Below are 15,615 nucleotides of genomic sequence, written 5' to 3'. Positions count from 1 at the left end.
CCCACTCGCGCATCGCTTGGTCGTCTCGGCGTGGCCATTTTCGTGCGCGCAGAACTGCGCGCCCGAAATATCCCGCTGAACGACCGCGAGCGACGGGGGATTTCGGAAACAGAGGTCTCGTTCTGCTTTGCTTCGACTCCCCCGACCCTAGTTTCGGTTTCCGGGGCAATTTACCGACTTCCGTAGCAGCGAACTATCGAAGACGGTTTTACCCATCCCCGACAAGCAGAGGCCAATGAGCGCGGACGACACGACGGCTGACGCCAGCACGCCGACTTCCGAGGACCGCCACGAGAACGCACGCCAGCACGTCGTCGCGGTGGACGCCGACGACAACGAGCAGGAGACCGTCAACCGACTCGACGCCCACACGAACGACGGCATCCGCCACCGTGCGTTCACGTCGCTGGTGTTCGACGGCGACGGCAACATCCTGCTGGCCCAGCGCGCACCCGACAAGCGGCTCTGGGGGACGTGGTGGGACGGCACCGTGGCCTCCCACCCGGTACAGGGCCAGACCCAGAAGGAGGCGACCCGCCAGCGACTCGAAGAGGAGTTGGGCATCTCGCCCGACCAGTACGACGACCTGCAAGTGACCGACCGATTCGAGTACAAGCGATACTTCGAGAACGCGGGCGTCGAACACGAGGTCTGTGCCGTGCTGCAGTTGACCCTGGACGACCTCTCGCTCGACCCCAACGAGGAGGAAGTCTCGGGCCTGATGTGGGTTCCGTACGAGCGACTCCACGAGCATCCCGAGTGGTATCGCCAGTTGCGGCTCTGCCCGTGGTTCGAGATCGCGATGCGGCGTGACTTCGAGTAGTCCGACGGAGCTTCAGCAGTTCGAATTTCGGCAGTTCAACTCTCTTCGTCGCGCGAGGCCAGTCCGGCCAGATGTCCGGCTTCCTCGACGATTATCTCCTCGACGCCGAGTTTCGCGGCGTTCTCGCTCCCCGGGAGGCAGAAGACCACTACGCCGTCGATGATGCCCGCGGTCGCGCGCGTACCGACGACTTTCGTACCGATTTCGTCGTGCGAGAGGAGTCGGAACAGTTCGCCGAAACCGGGGAGTTCCTTGTCGAAGAGGGGTTCGACCGCTTCGATGGTCACGTCGTCGGGCGTCACGCCGGTTCCGCCGGTCGTGACCACCACGTCCACGTCGCCCCGACCCGTCAGCGCGTCGATGGACCCCTGCACGTTGTCGTAGTCGTCGGCGATGAGGTCACGGCTGACCACCTTGTGACCCTCGTCTTCGAGTCTGGCGACCACGGCATCGCCCGAGGGGTCGTCCGAGAGACTCCGCGACGACGAGACGGTGACGACCGCCGCACCGAGGGACTCGACGTCGTGGGCGTGATGGTCGTGGTCGTCGTGAGCGTTGTCGTGGCCGTGGTCGTCGTGGTCTGGGCCGCCGTGACCTGTGGAGTCGTCAGAACTGTTCTCGGAGCGCCCCGACGAGTCGCCGTCCTCGTCGTCGCCGTGCCGCCGCGTGTCGCGCGATTGGAAATCGACCATACGTGAGTATTTGACAGACAGCACCTTAAATCAACGCCGCGACGAATCGCTTCTGTGAAAATAATTACCTTTCTACAGCCGCGCCGTGACTCTCTGTGCTCCGAGTGCCACCGAGTTGAGGTACAGTTTTACCCCGGGAAACCTACGTCGTAGGTATGAAGGCCGTCCAGTTCAGCGACCACGGGGACCGAAGCGTCATCGAGTACGACGAGTTCCCGGACCCGACGCCGGACCGCGACGAGGTACTGGTGGACGTGAAGGCGGGCGCGCTCAATCACCTCGACGTGTGGACTCGGAAAGGACTGCCCGGACTGACCCTCGACATGCCACACGTCCCGGGTAGCGACGCGGCGGGCGTCGTCCTCGAAGTCGGCGAGGACGTGACCCGGTTCGAACCGGGCGACCGCGTGGCGGTCTCGGCGGGCGTCTACTGCGGGAAGTGCGAGTACTGTCGCCACGGCGAGTACACGATGTGCGTGAACTTCCACGTCATCGGCGAACACGTCCGGGGCGTCCACAGCGAGCGCGCCGCGATTCCGGAGGACAACCTCGTGGAAGTTCCCACGGGCGTCGAGTGGGAGACCGCCGCGGCCGCGCCGCTGGTGTTCCAGACCGCGTGGCGGATGCTCCTCTCACGCGGGAACGTCTCGCCCGGCGAAGACGTACTGGTTCTGGGGGCCTCCGGCGGCGTCGGCCACGCCGCGGTTCAGGTCGCCGACTACGCCGGAGCGAACGTCTACGCGACCGCCAGTAGCGAGGAGAAGTTGGACCACGCCCGCGACCTCGGCGCGGACCACGTCATCGACTACGAGGCCGAGGACTTCGCCGACCGGATTCGAGACCTGACGGGCAAGCGCGGCGTGGACGTGGTGGTAGACCACGTCGGCGCGGCGACGTGGCGCGACTCGCTCAAGAGTCTCGCCAAGGGCGGTCGCCTCCTGACCTGCGGCGCGACCACGGGCGGGACCCCCAACACCGATATCAACCGCATCTTCTGGAACCAACTGAAGGTGATCGGTTCGACGATGGCGAACCCGGGCGAGGCCGACGACGTACTGGAACTCGTCTGGGACGGAACCATCGAACCGCGAATCAGGGAGACGCTCCCGATGAGCGAGACGGCCCGCGCCCACGAGATGCTCGAAGACCGCGAGGGCTTCGGCAAGGTCGTGGTCGTGCCCGACAGCGAGTACGACAGATGACCGAAGACACCTACACGCACCGCCCCGGGCAGGTCGAGGAGAGAGACGACGAGGAGGCGGTCGCCAACCCCAACGCGCCCGTCGAGCGCGGACGCGAGGAGTGGGACTGGCGCGGGTGGGTGCTGGTCGGCGTCATCGTCGTCTGCTTTCTGGTGATTCCGGCGACGATTCTCTACCTCCCGCCGGTCCGCCCGTTCAAGTTCGCCTACCTCGTCCTGCCGATGATTCCGGCGATTCTGCTCGGCGCGGTCGCGGTCTGGTCGGCCCAGCGAAGCGACTGAGCGCTCGATCTCTTGGGTTCCGCGGGTTTCTATATCTGTCCCTAAGATGTATAACTATTTCTAAAACAATCATATTGTTGTGTCTAGGACGAGTCTGTATATCTTTGCGGTCGGCGCGTGCTTGCGCGGTGCTCGCGAACGCCGCGCCAACCGCGCGAGGTCTTCAGGAGCGAAGTGACTGAAGGCTCGTCAGAGTGTGCCTCTGACGGTGGACGAGTGAGCGGAGCGAACGAGGAGGCTGGGGAGGTGTGAGGCCGTCGCGGTCGCGGTGCTGTGCAGTCGCAGTATGTGCGGTCGCAGTGTGGTGCGGTCGCGGTGCAGGACAGTCGCGGTGCGGTGCTGTGCGGTCGCGGTACGATTGGCTCGATGAGTAGCTAGCCCCTTCGACGTTCCGCTGTAATCGGGGTGCTGTGCGGTGCGTAGACCCCGTGGCCCAACGAGTAACGCACTCATCGACGCCACCGACGACTGCCGAGCCGGACCGACTCGACACTGGCCACGTACAGAGAGGAGGACAAGCACTTATCCCGGCCACTCACCAATCGAAGTACCAGAGACGCCGTGCCGACCGACAACCCCGACGCTCCGGCTATCGTCCTCCCCGAATCGGTCCGTGAGGAAATCCTCGCGCAGGCCCGCGAAGGCGCGCCCGAGGAGGTCTGTGGCGTCCTCGCCGGTACTCGCGGGGACGAAACGACCGACCACCGCGTCGAGGTCCGCCACCCGGCCGAGAACGTCGCCGAGACGCCGCGGACGCGCTACGAAATCGACGCGCGTGAGCAGTTGGAGCTGATGGAGACCGTCGAGGAGTCGGGTCGGGATGTAGTCGGGTTCTATCACTCGCATCCGCAGGGACCGGACGCACCGAGTGCGACCGACGCGGCGCAGGCGACGTGGCCCGACCGGTCGTACGTCATCGCGTCGCTCGCGGGCGACGGGGAAGGGTCGCTCGGGTCGTGGCGCTGGACCGGCGAGGAGTTCGTGGCGGAGTCGGTTCGCGTGGAACGGTCGGAGTCGTAAACTCATCGGAACTGCGAACGAGAGGACGAACGGGAGCGTAAGCTAGCTACTCATCGAGCCAATCGTACCGCACCACACCGCGACCGCACCGCGACCGCGACGGCCTCACGCCTCCCCAGCCTCCTCGCTCACTTTCGTTCGCTCGTCCCTCGCGCGCCGTGGCGCGACCCGAGCCACGGGTCGCGCCAGCACGCGCCGACGCAGGACGGTCAGGACAGCACGCGCCGAGGTAGGATGGTCAGGACAGCACGCGCCGACGCAGGAATGACAGCACGCACCGAGATGGAAGCGTCATCGCCTCCGACCCCAGACGGAGATCGCGGCCGTCTCGCACCTCAGTCGATGTCGAGTTCGTCGCTCCGGTCCACGTCTCGGAGGACGAACGGGCCGATAGCGAGCGTCCGCTTGGCCACGGTAGCGATGCGGAGGATGTACGACAGCAGGAGCATGAAGGGCACCGTCGAGATCGTGACCGCGAGGCTGGTCACGAGTACGTCGTTGCTGATGCCCAGCGTCGCGCCGGGAACCGCCCTCGCGTCGTAGTAGATTATCATCGAGGAGGCGACGACCAGCGCCGGGACCGCCGAGTAGAGCATCGCCCGCGAGAGGTCCACCAGTTCCCACTGGAAGTACAGCGTCTTGAAGTGCTCGCGGGCGGGGCCGAAGAACGTCAGCACCTCTTCGAGGTCGTCGAAGGCGTCCCGGGCGTCGTCCGACACCGAGTCGGCGTGCTGGTTGTGGATGCGCCGCGTGACGAAGATTTTCCACGAGTAGTTGAAGTCCAACACCGCCGACAGCATGTCGTAGCTCCCGAACTCGGCGTCGTCGAGTCTGTCGTTGACGGCGTCGGCGTTCCGGGTCAGACCGTCGACGTAGTCGTCTACCTGATTTTTCAGTTCTTCGTCGCGGCTGTCGGCCACCTCGTCCCGGAGGGCGTTGGCCCGCGAGCAGGTCTCTCGGACGAGTTCGCGGAGGAACGACGTCGGTTCCGGCGGACTGACGGGAGCGTCGAGTATCTCCTCCACGTCTTTCCGGAACTCCATCGCGTCGTCCATCTTGGTTCGCTGGTCGCCGACTGGACCGAGTTCTTGCGAGAGTACCAACTGGTTCAGCGTCACGACCAGCGTCACCCCCGTCACGATGGTGGTGACGTACGCCTGAAACAGCGTCTCGGTGGGGTCCGAGGCGGCCACGGACTGCTGGAGCGGCGAGGGGTCGAGAACGCCGAGCGCGACCATGGCGACGAACACGCCCGCGAGCAACCCGCCGGCGACGGCCCACCGATTGGCCTCCAGTAACAGCCAGAGTTTCACGCGACTCTCGTCTGCTCGCTCGCGCATCGTGTCGTTGGGCTGTGAGTCGTCGTCAGGTTCGTTGTCGCCCGACCCGCCGTTCTTCGACCCTCCGCTGTCCGACATGTGCGCTCGGATACGACACCGCGACAGAAATACCCGCGGGCCTCCGGTAGACGCGCCTGTGGGCCTCCGGCGGAAACATCCGCGGGCCTTTTGCCGTTCCGGAACATGCGTGAACACATGACAAGGGGGGCGCGGTTCGCTCTCGCGTTGGCGGTCCTGCTCGCGCTCGCGGGCGCGGCCCTGGCGGTGAGCGACCGAACACCGGGGGAAGGAGACGCGAGCGTCGAACCCGCGGCGGTCGGGCCGACCGTTCCGAGTCAGATTGACTTCGCGGACGACGAACCAGCGACGACCGAAACGACCGACGAACAGTCGAGCGACGAAACGGTCACGATAGAGACGGAGGGGTTCGACCCGGACTACGACCCGGCGACCGTGTTGAACCGGGTCGAGCGACTCCGCGGCCTCGAAGCCGTGCAGGGCATCACGCTCCACGAGTACGACGCCGAGTCCGACCAACGGTACGACATGCGCGACGAGTTCGGTGCAATTCGACCGGTCGGAGCCCAGACCCTTCAGTTGTACTCGAACGCTTCGACCGAGCGCCGTCAACCGCTGGGTTACACGGTCCAGCGACAGGCCGCCGTCCACATCTACCTGCTGAACGACTCCGACCTCGCGGAGTACGACGTCTCACAGGACGAGGTGTTGGCCCACGAGTTCGTCCACGCGCTCCAGTTCCAGCACGAACTGCTGACTCCCTCGCGCACCCAGTTCCGGTCGCAGTTCCCGCGCTGGACGACAGACTCCCGACTCGTCACCACGGCGATGGTCGAAGGCGACGCCATGTGGGTGACCGAGCAGTACGTCCGGCGATACGGCGAGGGTAGCTACTCGGTCACGGAGTACAACCGGACGCTGGCGCGGGCGGCGTGGCCACACAGCATCGCCGGGACGCCCTACTACTACGGCTACGAGTTCTACGCGAAGACCGGGAGTTCGCCCGCGGAACGGTCCGCCGCGATCGAAGGCCCGCCGAACTCGACGGCCGAACTCCTCCACCCGACCGAAGAGAGCGAACGCACGCCGCTTCCTGCCGACCCGGATATTTCTGAGTCCGAGAAACTGACGCGCTACCACGTCGACACCGTGGGCGAGTTGGTCGTCCGCCACTCGCTCCGGATGAACGGTCTGTCGTTCGCCCGAGCGGCCGACGCCGCCGAGGGGTGGGTCAGCGACCGGATGTACTACTACGCCGCGGCGGGCGCGGCGGGACCGACGACTCACTGGGTGACGGTCTGGGAATCCGAGCACGAGGCCCGCGAGTTCGCCGAGGCGTGGCGGTCGATGCTCGACGCGAACGGCGCACGCTCGGCCGGCGATGCGATCTTCGTCCCGGCCAGCGACCACGCGCCGGGCGTCCACTACGTGGTGGAGCGCGACGGCGCGACGGTTCGGATTACGGCGGCCGAGTTGTCCGACACCGCCGAGCGACTCGCTGACGCAGCGACGGAACCGAACGAGAGCAGCGACGTTAGCTCTCGTCGTCGTCCTTGAGTTCCTCCAACTCGGCTTCGACGTCCTCGTCGGCGGTCTCGGTCTCGACTTCGGCCTCCACGTCGGCGGTCTCGGTGTCGCCGGAGTCGGTCGACCCCTTCCCCATCTCGGCTTTGAGCGTTTCGAGTTCGGCGTCCACCTCGCCCGAGGTCCGGACCTCTTCGAGTTCGCGGTCCAGCGAGTCCTTGTCCGAGAGCGCGTCCTCGAAGACGCCCGATTCCTGTAGTTCGTCCATCGCCTCCGAACGGGCCTCCATGTCCTCGGTGCGCTCCTCGGCACGCTCGATGGCGCGCCCCACGTCCTCCATCTCGTCGCCAGCCCCCGTCATGGCCTCCGAGACGCGAGTCTGGGCCTCGGCGGCTTCGTAGCGGGCCTTCATGCTCTCCTTCTTGGTGCGGAACTCCTCGATGCGATTCTGGAGTTGGTCTTTCTTCTCGACGAGGTTGTCCTGGGTCTCCTGAAGGCTGGCAATCTGGCCTTCGAGGTCCTCGATCTGGTTCATCTTCTGCTTTTTCTTCTCCAGTGCGCGCCGGGCGAGGTCCTCGCGGTCCTGATTGACGGCCTGACGCGCCTGGTCGTTGTGTTTCTCGACGTTCTCTTCGAGTCGGCGCTTCTGCATCTCGAGGCGTTTCTTCTGAGTCGTCAGGTCCGCGATGCCCTGCTTGACCTCCTGTAACTCGTCGCGCATCTGCTCGTAGGAGTAGTCGAGCGTCTCTGACGGGTCCTCGGCCCGATTCAGCGCGGCGTTTATCTTCGACCGGACGACGTACGACAGGCGTGAAAGCACTCCCATATCACCCTCTTTCGTGACCTGACCCTTAAAATCCTCACCTCCCCAACAGTCGTCAGACGAGTCCGATGGTCGCCCGACTCGCAAGCGAAAGGGAGGGCCGACTCGTACGCCCACGAACGCTCGGCCGAACAGCAAACCCGGGCAGGGATTTTAAATCAGTTCTCCTGTCGATCTCTCCGACTCGGACCGGTACCGAAACCGGAGTACAACCCTTATCCGACCAGTTCCACAACGTCCACCCATGAAATCTGAGGACCTGCCGATTCCCGGCGGTAGAGACGTGCGCGCGACGCTGGACACCCCCGAATCCGACGCCGAGGCGATCGTGGTCGCCTGCCCACCGCACCCCCGACATCGAGGGCACCGCGGCGACGAACGCCTGCAAGCCGTGAGCGAAACCCTCACCCAGTCCGGAATCGCCTGCCTCCGGTTCGACTACGGCGACTGGGACGAGGGGTACGGCGAGCGCGAGGACGCCCGCAACGCCCTCCGGTGGGCGCGCGACCGGTACGAGCGCGTGGGCATCTTCGGCTTCAGTTTCGGCGGCGCGATTGCCACGCTCGCGGCGGCGACGGTCGACCCTCAACCCGAGGCGGTTTCGCTCCTCGCGCCCGCCTCTCGGCTGACCGAGGAGTTGGACGCCGCGGCCGCGCTGGAGGACGTGACGGGGGCAGTGCAGGTCGTCTACGGGACGCGCGACGACACCGCAGACTGGAAACCGATGGTAAAGCGCGCCGAGGAGTTGGGCCACGAGACGGTCGAGATGAGCGCCGACCACTTCTTCGTCGGCCAGCACGGGAAGGTTGCCGACGCGGCAGGTGGATTTCTGGTCGAAGCGCTCGGGGAACGATAACGTAGTTTCATCGATCGATACTCGTCAATCGATGTCGTGCTTGCCCGTCCCTCCGGTCGGTCTCGGAGGTCGCAGTCCCCCAGTCGTCCGTCCTACCGTGGCATCATCTGTCGCCCTCTTTCGCGCTCCGAAATGGTTTTGAATCGCGCCCGCCGACACCCAGTATGCCGACAGAACCGGAAACTGATTACGACCCTTCCCTCGGGAACAAGTTCATATTCGTCACCGGGGGCGTCATGTCGGGACTCGGCAAGGGCATCACGGCCGCCTCGACCGGCCGCCTGCTCGCCAACGCCGGGTTCGACGTGACTGCGGTCAAAATCGACCCCTATCTCAACGTGGACGCGGGCACGATGAACCCCTTCCAGCACGGGGAGGTGTACGTTCTCAAGGACGGCGGCGAAGTAGACCTCGACCTCGGGAACTACGAGCGGTTCCTCGACATCGACATGACGTTCGACCACAACGTCACCACGGGGAAGACCTACCAGCACGTCATCGAGAAGGAGCGCGCGGGTGACTACCTCGGGAAGACGGTCCAGATCATCCCGCACGTCACCGACGATATCAAGCGCCGTATCCGCGAGGCCGCCGAGGGCCACGACGTGTGCATCGTGGAAGTCGGCGGGACGGTGGGCGATATCGAGGGCATGCCGTTCCTCGAAGCCCTCCGGCAGTTCGCCCACGAAGAGGACGACGAGGACTTCCTGCTGACTCACGTCACGCTCGTTCCCTACTCGAAGAACGGCGAGCAGAAGACCAAGCCGACCCAACACTCCGTGAAGGAACTCCGGAGTATCGGTCTCCAACCCGACATTCTGGTCGGGCGATGCGAGGACGAACTCGACCCCTCGACCAAGGAGAAGATAGCGCTGTTCTGCGACGTGCCGACCGACGCGGTGTTCTCGAACCCCGACGTCGAGGATATCTACCACGTCCCGCTGATGGTCGAAGAGGAAGGACTGGACGAGTACGTGATGGACCGGTTCGACCTCGCGGACGAAGCGATTCCCAAGGGCGAACGCGACAACCAGTGGCGGAACCTCGTCACTCAGGAGACCCACGGCGAAGTCGACATCGCGCTGGTCGGCAAGTACGACCTCGAAGACGCCTACCTCTCGGTCAACGAGGCGCTCAAGCACGCCGGACTCGAGAAGAACGTCGACGTGAACGTCCTCTGGGTCGACTCCGAGAAGATGGACGACGACCACGAGGACCGCCTCCGGCGGGCCGACGGCATCGTCGTCCCCGGCGGGTTCGGGAGTCGAGGGACCGAAGGCAAAATCGAGGCCGTCCGGTACGCCCGCGAGAATGACGTCCCGTACCTCGGACTGTGTCTGGGCTTCCAGCTCGCGGTCGTGGAGTTCGCCCGGAACGTCCTCGGACTGGAGGGCGCTCACTCCGCGGAGATAGAGGCGGACACGCCCCACCCGGTCATCGATCTCCTGCCCGAGCAGTACGACCTCGAAGACCTCGGCGGCACGATGCGACTGGGTGCCCACGAGACCGAAATCGAGGCCGGAACGCTGGCCGAGCAGGTCTACGGCGGCACCTCCTGCACCGAGCGCCACCGCCACCGCTACGAGGTCAACCCCGAATACTTCGAGAAGTTCGAGGACACCGGTCTCGTGTTCTCGGGTCGCTCCGGTAACCGGATGGAGATTCTGGAACTCGCCGACCACCCGTACTTCGTCGGAACCCAGTTCCACCCCGAGTTCCGGTCCCGGCCGACCCGCGCGAGTCCGCCGTTCGTCGGCCTGCTAGAGGCCGTACTCGACGAGTCCGAAACGAACGCAACGCACGAGGAGGTCGAAGCTTAATGGTTCAGACTGAGGAATTCATCGACGAGAAGGTCGCAGAGATTAGCGAACAGGTCGGCGACGCCAACGCCGTTATCGCGCTGTCGGGCGGCGTCGACTCCTCGACGGCCGCCGCGCTGGCCTACGAGGCGGTCGGCGACCAACTCACCCCGGTCTACGTCGACACCGGCTTGATGCGGAAGGGCGAGACCGACGAGATTCGGGAGACGTTCTCCTACATGGACAGTCTCCGCATCGTGGACGCGAAAGACCGGTTCCTCGACGCGCTCTCGGGCGTCACCGACCCCGAGAAGAAGCGCCACGTCATCGGCGAGCAGTTCATCCGGGAGTTCGAGACGGTCGCCGAGGAGACCGACGCCGACTACCTCGTTCAGGGGACCATCTACCCCGACCGCATCGAGAGCGAGGGCACCATCAAGTCCCACCACAACGTCGGTGGCCTGCCCGAGGTCGTGGATTTCGAGGGCATCGTCGAACCCATGCGCGACCTCTACAAGGACGAGGTGCGCGAGGTCGCTCGCGCGCTCGACCTCGAAGAGATAATCTCCGAGCGCATGCCGTTCCCCGGTCCGGGCCTCGCGGTCCGCATCCTCGGGGAAGTCACCGACGAGAAGTTGGAGGTCGCCCGCGAGGCGACCCACGTCGTCGAGGAAGAACTCGACGAGTACGACCCGTGGCAGGCGTTCGCCGCGGTCCTCGGCAAGGCGACCGGCGTCAAGGGCGACAACCGAGTTCACGGCTGGGTCGTCTCGGTCCGGTCGGTCGAGAGTCGGGACGGCATGACCGCCCGAGCGCAGGAAATCGACTGGGAGACCCTCCAGCGCATCCAGAGTCGCATCACCGGACAGAACGACAACGTCTCGCGGGTCGTCTACGACGTGACCCACAAGCCGCCCGCGACCATCGAGTACGAATGACGGAGAGACGATGAAGGCAATCCTCGTCGGACCTGACGAAGACGGACTGGGCGACGCCCTCGAAGCCGAGGGCGTCGAACTGACGCGAATCGAGAACGTGGCCAACCGGCCCGCCCTCGAAGAGGCCGGAATCACCGACGCCGACACGCTGGTCCTGACCGAGACCGAAGGTGCGACCGTCGTCCCGGTCGCCAAGGACCTCAACGAGGACGTGCGGGTCGTCGTCTACACCGACGCCGACCTGCCGGACTTCGCCCGGGGCCAGACCGACCTCATCGTGGACCCCGCGCTCCTGTCGGCCGAGGCCGTCGCCGAGGAACTGACCGCCTGAAATCCGCTCCTTCCGAACGCGTTCTGCTCCCTCGTTCACTCTAACCGGTTCGCTAGCTCCCGCAGGCGCTCGCTCCCGCGGCGCATGATGGGCGTGCCGTGACCCATCGCGGCCATCTCGAAGTCGGGCGCGACCCGAACCACCCGCCGAATGCTCTGCTTTACTTCGTCGGTGTCGTAGCTGATGGCCCACGGCGACGCTTCGAGTCTGCCCGCTGATTCGCGCACGAGGTCACCCAGAAACGCCACGCTCGGCGACTCTCCGACGTAGACGGTGTGGCCCGGCGTGTGACCCGGCGCGTGGTAGGCGGTGAAACCTCCGATTTCGTCGCCGTCTTCGACCGGCCGGACGGCGAGGTCGGGAACCGAGACGAGGGGGTCGGTCACGCGCTGGAGCAGTCCCTTGTGGTTGCGCCAGTCCGGTCTTTCGCGTCCGACCAGCACCTCCGCGTCCGCCCGGCCGACGTAGACCGGCGCGTCGATGCCGAGTTTCGACAGCGCGCCGACGTGGTCGAGGTCGTAGTGGGTGACGAGGACGCGCGCCACGTCGGTAACTCGGTAGCCCGCTTCGTGGATGCCGTCCCGGATGTCGCCGGCGTTCCGCGGGGTTCCGGCGTCTACCAGCACGAGGTCGCCGTCGTCGTCGGCGAGATACGCGTTGACGCCGCCGAGGTCGAGCCACCAGACGCCCGACTCGGTGTCCGGACTGGCTTCGAGTTGGGTCGCAGTCGCCATATCGAGTGGTACGGTACCATACCCCAAATCACTGTCCCCGCTCCTCGCCGGTGGACGGGGACTCTCCGCCGACGACGAATAGACGTTCTCCAGTCACCGCCAAAGAGACGCTCTCCATCCGCCGCCGAACGGACGCTTTTTGTCGGTTCGGGCCCCTCGTTCGAGTATGGAGAACCGTTTCCCGTCCTCGGGGTCGACAGACCGCAAGCGGGCGGCGCTGGCCGTCCTGCCCTTTCTGGCGTTGGGGCTGTTCGACGTGATACTGCTGCTCGCGTGGGGCATCGACCCGCTCTGGGGATTCGCCATCCTACCGCCGATTCTGTTCGTGAGCGTGCTGGCGTGGATCGCATTCTCGACCGGTTTCGTCGGCGAACACCGGACGTAGTTGCCCCGGCGGGTCGGACGCCTCCTCTCCTCCCGATTCGATTCTTATTCGAGTGCGCGACGAGTGCCTCACGGCCCTATTGAACTGTTCACGACCGTTCATCCGGCGGTGAACGAGTCTGAACCATCTGGACGGTCACTCCGGTTGAAGTGGGATACGACCATAGGAACTGATGCGGTCGCACCGACCGACGCACTACCGTTCCGCTCCCGGTGGTGCGCGACCGACCGCAACCGCACATCCCGGCGCGACGAGCGACGACGAACACACCCGGCCGGGCCGGACCCGCCCACTGGCCCGGTTTCCGTCAGCGCGACAGCCGACCGCCTCGGCGTCCGCTCGTCGCTCCCGAGAGACCGTCGCAGAGGCACACACCGCACCCATCGACCGCCGCTCTACGCTATCCCTTGCGATCTGCTCGGTCGCCCCGCTTTTCTCGGGGCGGCCGCCCGGCCGGGGTGGACCCGGCCCCCGGCCGAATCTGAACTCGGAACCGAGGACAGACGCTCGACCGGGGATAGAGTGGACCGGATTTTAAGAGTCGGTGGCGCGTTTGCCGTGGCATGGGACTCGACCGCTATCCGGACCTCGACCCCGACGAGGGCGAGGTCATCGACGCGGAACTGGCCGTGACCGACGACGTACTGGTGAAGGCGTTCGCGCTCGGCCCCGGCGCGGAACTCTCGGCCCACGACCACGCCGACGCGACCAACGTCTTCCACGTCCTCGACGGCACCGTGACCGTGATACAGGGCGACGACGAGGAGTCCATCGAGGCACCGGGCGTGGTCCTCCACGAACGCGGCGTGGTCCACGGCGCGCGCAACGAGACCGACGAGACTGCCGTCCTGACAGCGAGTCTCTGCCCGCTTCCGTCCTGAGTTCGCGGCCCGGAATCGCTCGACGCCTTCGAGAACGCTCGGTCCGCGCCGGGCAAACTTGATCCGAGCGTATCCGCTATCGCAATCCTATCTATTTCTATAATGTATTAGCACAATTGTTAGAGCATGGAAAGTGTTTTTACGAAACCGCTGTAGACGTCCCTACGGCCCGTACCAAGGTTCAAGTACGAAGGCGGAACCAACTTCGCCCGGACGCTTCGCGCGGTCGTCCGGAGTCGGGGCCGGAGACCGCCAGTCCGGGTAGCCCGCGAGGGCCGAGCCATCGAGTTCGAGACGGGCACTCCCGACTCCTTGAGCGGCGGGTCGTGTCGTTAGCGCGGAATCGGTCGGCGAGAACGGAAAGCTAGCTACTGCTTGAGCCGAGGAAGACCGCACTGCACCGCGAGAGCCTCACACCTCCCCGGCCTCCTGCGTTGCTCGACCACGGGCCTGCGCTACTCGTCCACCGTCAGCGGCACGCTCTGCCGAGCCTTCAGTCGCTTCGCTCCCGAAGACATCGCGTGCGTGGGCGCGACTTCGTGGTACGAAGTCGCGCCAGCACACGCTGGGGTGGACGAGTCGTTAGTGCAGGCTAGAGGGAAAGACCCGTGACTGCACGAAGGACCCAGGAGTCGTATCACCAACTGGCGGAAACCAGGCTTCGAGACAGCGACGTTCGTCGTTCAGAGTTCGCGCTTCGTGACCGGGTCGTCGAGTTCCCAGAGGTACTCCGGGAGGAAGGCGTCGAGATTCTCGATTACCCGGCGGTCGCTCACGTTCATCCCCTCGCAGTGTTCCCACGCCTTGTCGCGGGTCGTGACCCGTATCTCACCGTCTTCGAGGTACACCTCCAGCGGGAACACCGAGCATCGCGCTGGCTTCCAGTCGTGTTCGGCGTGGAGTTCGCAGAGACCGTCCTCCCGGAGGAAGTAGCAGGCCGCGCCGTCGTCGGCGACGTGGTCGTCGCGGTCCTTCTCCTCCCGAATCACGAAGTCCTCGCCGCGGAACTGAGTCGTCGCCGCACTCAGGTCCGCGCGCTCGGCGAGTTCGAGGAAGTCCTTGTCGTAGAGGAGGACGCCGTGCTGACAGCACCAGGTACACCCCTCGACGCACTCGAAGGTGAGGTCGGGGTCGAACTCCACGACCGCTTCCCGACCGGGGTACACCTCCACGCGCGGCAGTTCGTCCGAATCCACGGTTCGTGGTCTCCTCCTCTCGGGTAAAAGCCTTCGCTCCCGAATCTCAGGACTGGTCGGTCGAGTTCGCCGCCTCGCCGGTACTCACGCCCGGGCCGGTCTTGATTCGGATGCCGGGTATCTGGGTCGCGGTCACGCCGAGATACTCGCCGGGGCAGTCCACGACGCCGCTGATGACGAACGTCGTCCCGAGCGGGACGGGCGTCCGCTGTTCGTCCACGAAGATTCGCTTGCGTTCGACCAACTTCTCGGCGCGAACCGTCGGGTCCGCGCCGAAGAATCCGGCTACGTCGTCGATGTCCTTCACGTCCACGACGATTCCCTCCCAGATGGTCATCTTCTCGGGCGGCCAGTTGCTGAACGCACACCCGTCTACATCGCTCACGTCCGGGTCGTCGTTCGTCCGGTCGGTCAGGAGGAGCGGTCGTTGCCGCCAGTCGTCCGAGAGTCGGTCGGGTTCTTCGAAAGCGATTCGACGCGTGGAGCGATACCGGTCCGGTTCCTGCTGTGCGGCCACGCCACCGAATCCGAACGCGCCGACCGCGCTCTGCTTCAGAAAGCTACGTCTATCGAGGTCGATTTCGTTCTCGCTGTTCGTTTTCCTCATCCCAGACACACCACGATATCGACGTCCGTAATCGTTGTCGCCACTACCGGAAACGGCACCTATCTGATTACCCCGACAGGTGTTCCGCGGACTTCTAAAACAGCTTAGATTTCCGGCGATGACGCCTCCGACGTATCAGTCCCACCGGCCGACCTCGACGAAACG

General features: G+C 65.3%; 17 protein-coding genes. 11 read left to right on the top strand and 6 right to left on the bottom strand.

Annotated features, from left to right (window positions below):
• Positions 1-235 precede the first annotated feature (235 nt).
• On the top strand, positions 236-823 hold the full coding sequence (locus E2484_RS08715) for an NUDIX hydrolase (RefSeq protein ID WP_137284810.1): 588 nt from the start codon (positions 236-238) through the stop codon (positions 821-823).
• A 35-nt stretch (positions 824-858) separates the two neighbouring features.
• On the opposite strand, the gene E2484_RS08710 is transcribed toward E2484_RS08715, so the two are convergent.
• The gene (locus E2484_RS08710; protein ID WP_137284809.1) at positions 859-1,515 is read right to left on the bottom strand and encodes a MogA/MoaB family molybdenum cofactor biosynthesis protein; all 657 of its coding nucleotides are present in this window, start codon (positions 1,513-1,515) and stop codon (positions 859-861) included.
• Positions 1,516-1,670: 155 nt separating this feature from the next.
• On the opposite strand from E2484_RS08710, the gene E2484_RS08705 reads away from it, so the two are divergent.
• The 3 genes from E2484_RS08705 (at position 1,671) to E2484_RS08695 (ending at position 4,018) form a co-directional block, all read left to right on the top strand.
• A complete protein-coding gene (locus tag E2484_RS08705; protein WP_137284808.1) occupies positions 1,671-2,717 on the top strand; it encodes a zinc-binding dehydrogenase in 1,047 nt (348 codons plus the stop codon).
• Complete coding sequence (locus E2484_RS08700) at positions 2,714-2,998, top strand: hypothetical protein (RefSeq protein WP_137284807.1); 285 nt, start codon at positions 2,714-2,716, stop codon at positions 2,996-2,998. The genes E2484_RS08705 and E2484_RS08700 overlap by 4 nt, the downstream gene beginning before the upstream one ends.
• Before the next feature lie 561 nt (positions 2,999-3,559).
• On the top strand, positions 3,560-4,018 hold the full coding sequence (locus E2484_RS08695; protein ID WP_170977274.1) for a desampylase: 459 nt from the start codon (positions 3,560-3,562) through the stop codon (positions 4,016-4,018).
• A 335-nt stretch (positions 4,019-4,353) separates the two neighbouring features.
• On the opposite strand, the gene E2484_RS08690 is transcribed toward E2484_RS08695, so the two are convergent.
• Positions 4,354-5,436 carry a hypothetical protein gene (locus tag E2484_RS08690; protein WP_321112184.1) on the bottom strand — a complete coding sequence of 361 codons (1,083 nt, stop codon included), beginning with the start codon at positions 5,434-5,436 and terminating at the stop codon, positions 4,354-4,356.
• A gap of 117 nt (positions 5,437-5,553) precedes the next feature.
• Between E2484_RS08690 and E2484_RS08685 the strand changes: the two genes are divergently transcribed.
• Positions 5,554-6,933 carry a hypothetical protein gene (locus E2484_RS08685; protein ID WP_137284806.1) on the top strand — a complete coding sequence of 460 codons (1,380 nt, stop codon included), beginning with the start codon at positions 5,554-5,556 and terminating at the stop codon, positions 6,931-6,933.
• On the opposite strand, the gene E2484_RS08680 is transcribed toward E2484_RS08685, so the two are convergent.
• Positions 6,911-7,726, bottom strand: coding sequence for a PspA/IM30 family protein (locus E2484_RS08680; RefSeq protein ID WP_137284805.1), 816 nt, complete (start codon positions 7,724-7,726; stop codon positions 6,911-6,913). The two genes, E2484_RS08685 and E2484_RS08680, sit on opposite strands and share 23 nt — an antisense overlap.
• A gap of 241 nt (positions 7,727-7,967) precedes the next feature.
• Between E2484_RS08680 and E2484_RS08675 the strand changes: the two genes are divergently transcribed.
• The 4 genes from E2484_RS08675 (at position 7,968) to E2484_RS08660 (ending at position 11,647) form a co-directional block, all read left to right on the top strand.
• Complete coding sequence (locus E2484_RS08675) at positions 7,968-8,579, top strand: alpha/beta hydrolase (protein WP_137284804.1); 612 nt, start codon at positions 7,968-7,970, stop codon at positions 8,577-8,579.
• 164 nt (positions 8,580-8,743) lie between these two features.
• Entirely contained in the window at positions 8,744-10,399 is a 1,656-nt protein-coding gene (pyrG, locus tag E2484_RS08670) for a glutamine hydrolyzing CTP synthase (RefSeq protein WP_137284803.1), read from the top strand.
• Positions 10,399-11,316 (top strand): glutamine-hydrolyzing GMP synthase, encoded by a 918-nt coding sequence (gene guaA / locus E2484_RS08665; protein WP_137284802.1) that lies wholly within the window; start codon positions 10,399-10,401, stop codon positions 11,314-11,316. The genes pyrG and guaA overlap by 1 nt, the downstream gene beginning before the upstream one ends.
• Positions 11,317-11,326: 10 nt before the next feature.
• Complete coding sequence (locus tag E2484_RS08660; protein ID WP_137284801.1) at positions 11,327-11,647, top strand: DUF7126 family protein; 321 nt, start codon at positions 11,327-11,329, stop codon at positions 11,645-11,647.
• Between the two features lie 35 nt (positions 11,648-11,682).
• Here the strand turns inward: E2484_RS08660 and E2484_RS08655 are convergent, their stop codons facing one another.
• Positions 11,683-12,381, bottom strand: coding sequence for an MBL fold metallo-hydrolase (locus E2484_RS08655; protein ID WP_137284800.1), 699 nt, complete (start codon positions 12,379-12,381; stop codon positions 11,683-11,685).
• Positions 12,382-12,547: 166 nt separating this feature from the next.
• On the opposite strand from E2484_RS08655, the gene E2484_RS08650 reads away from it, so the two are divergent.
• Positions 12,548-12,766, top strand: a complete 219-nt coding sequence (locus E2484_RS08650) for a hypothetical protein (protein ID WP_137284799.1) — start codon at positions 12,548-12,550, stop codon at positions 12,764-12,766.
• Between the two features lie 563 nt (positions 12,767-13,329).
• Complete coding sequence (locus E2484_RS08645) at positions 13,330-13,647, top strand: cupin domain-containing protein (RefSeq protein ID WP_137284798.1); 318 nt, start codon at positions 13,330-13,332, stop codon at positions 13,645-13,647.
• A 683-nt stretch (positions 13,648-14,330) separates the two neighbouring features.
• Here the strand turns inward: E2484_RS08645 and E2484_RS08640 are convergent.
• Together E2484_RS08640 and E2484_RS08635 are read right to left on the bottom strand one after the other, a co-directional pair.
• A complete protein-coding gene (locus E2484_RS08640; RefSeq protein WP_137284797.1) occupies positions 14,331-14,843 on the bottom strand; it encodes a hypothetical protein in 513 nt (170 codons plus the stop codon).
• Between the two features lie 46 nt (positions 14,844-14,889).
• Entirely contained in the window at positions 14,890-15,450 is a 561-nt protein-coding gene (locus E2484_RS08635) for a hypothetical protein (RefSeq protein WP_137284796.1), read from the bottom strand.
• Positions 15,451-15,615: the final 165 nt, after the last annotated feature.

The sequence above is a fragment of the Halorussus salinisoli genome (assembly GCA_005239435.1).
Classification (GTDB): Archaea; Halobacteriota; Halobacteria; order Halobacteriales; family Haladaptataceae; genus Halorussus; species Halorussus salinisoli.
This window is presented reverse-complemented; position numbering and strand designations above follow the sequence as displayed.

Bases quoted from the DNA above. Each gene is read 5' to 3' on its own strand.
- E2484_RS08715 (WP_137284810.1), top strand. From the start codon at position 236: ATGAGCGCGGACGACACGACGGCTGACGCCAGCACGCCGACTTCCGAG.
- E2484_RS08710 (WP_137284809.1), bottom strand. From the start codon at position 1,515: ATGGTCGATTTCCAATCGCGCGACACGCGGCGGCACGGCGACGACGAG.
- E2484_RS08705 (WP_137284808.1), top strand. From the start codon at position 1,671: ATGAAGGCCGTCCAGTTCAGCGACCACGGGGACCGAAGCGTCATCGAG.
- E2484_RS08700 (WP_137284807.1), top strand. From the start codon at position 2,714: ATGACCGAAGACACCTACACGCACCGCCCCGGGCAGGTCGAGGAGAGA.
- E2484_RS08690 (WP_321112184.1), bottom strand. From the start codon at position 5,436: ATGTCGGACAGCGGAGGGTCGAAGAACGGCGGGTCGGGCGACAACGAA.
- E2484_RS08685 (WP_137284806.1), top strand. From the start codon at position 5,554: ATGACAAGGGGGGCGCGGTTCGCTCTCGCGTTGGCGGTCCTGCTCGCG.
- E2484_RS08680 (WP_137284805.1), bottom strand. From the start codon at position 7,726: ATGGGAGTGCTTTCACGCCTGTCGTACGTCGTCCGGTCGAAGATAAAC.
- E2484_RS08675 (WP_137284804.1), top strand. From the start codon at position 7,968: ATGAAATCTGAGGACCTGCCGATTCCCGGCGGTAGAGACGTGCGCGCG.
- pyrG (WP_137284803.1), top strand. From the start codon at position 8,744: ATGCCGACAGAACCGGAAACTGATTACGACCCTTCCCTCGGGAACAAG.
- guaA (WP_137284802.1), top strand. From the start codon at position 10,399: ATGGTTCAGACTGAGGAATTCATCGACGAGAAGGTCGCAGAGATTAGC.
- E2484_RS08660 (WP_137284801.1), top strand. From the start codon at position 11,327: ATGAAGGCAATCCTCGTCGGACCTGACGAAGACGGACTGGGCGACGCC.
- E2484_RS08655 (WP_137284800.1), bottom strand. From the start codon at position 12,381: ATGGCGACTGCGACCCAACTCGAAGCCAGTCCGGACACCGAGTCGGGC.
- E2484_RS08650 (WP_137284799.1), top strand. From the start codon at position 12,548: ATGGAGAACCGTTTCCCGTCCTCGGGGTCGACAGACCGCAAGCGGGCG.
- E2484_RS08645 (WP_137284798.1), top strand. From the start codon at position 13,330: ATGGGACTCGACCGCTATCCGGACCTCGACCCCGACGAGGGCGAGGTC.
- E2484_RS08635 (WP_137284796.1), bottom strand. From the start codon at position 15,450: ATGAGGAAAACGAACAGCGAGAACGAAATCGACCTCGATAGACGTAGC.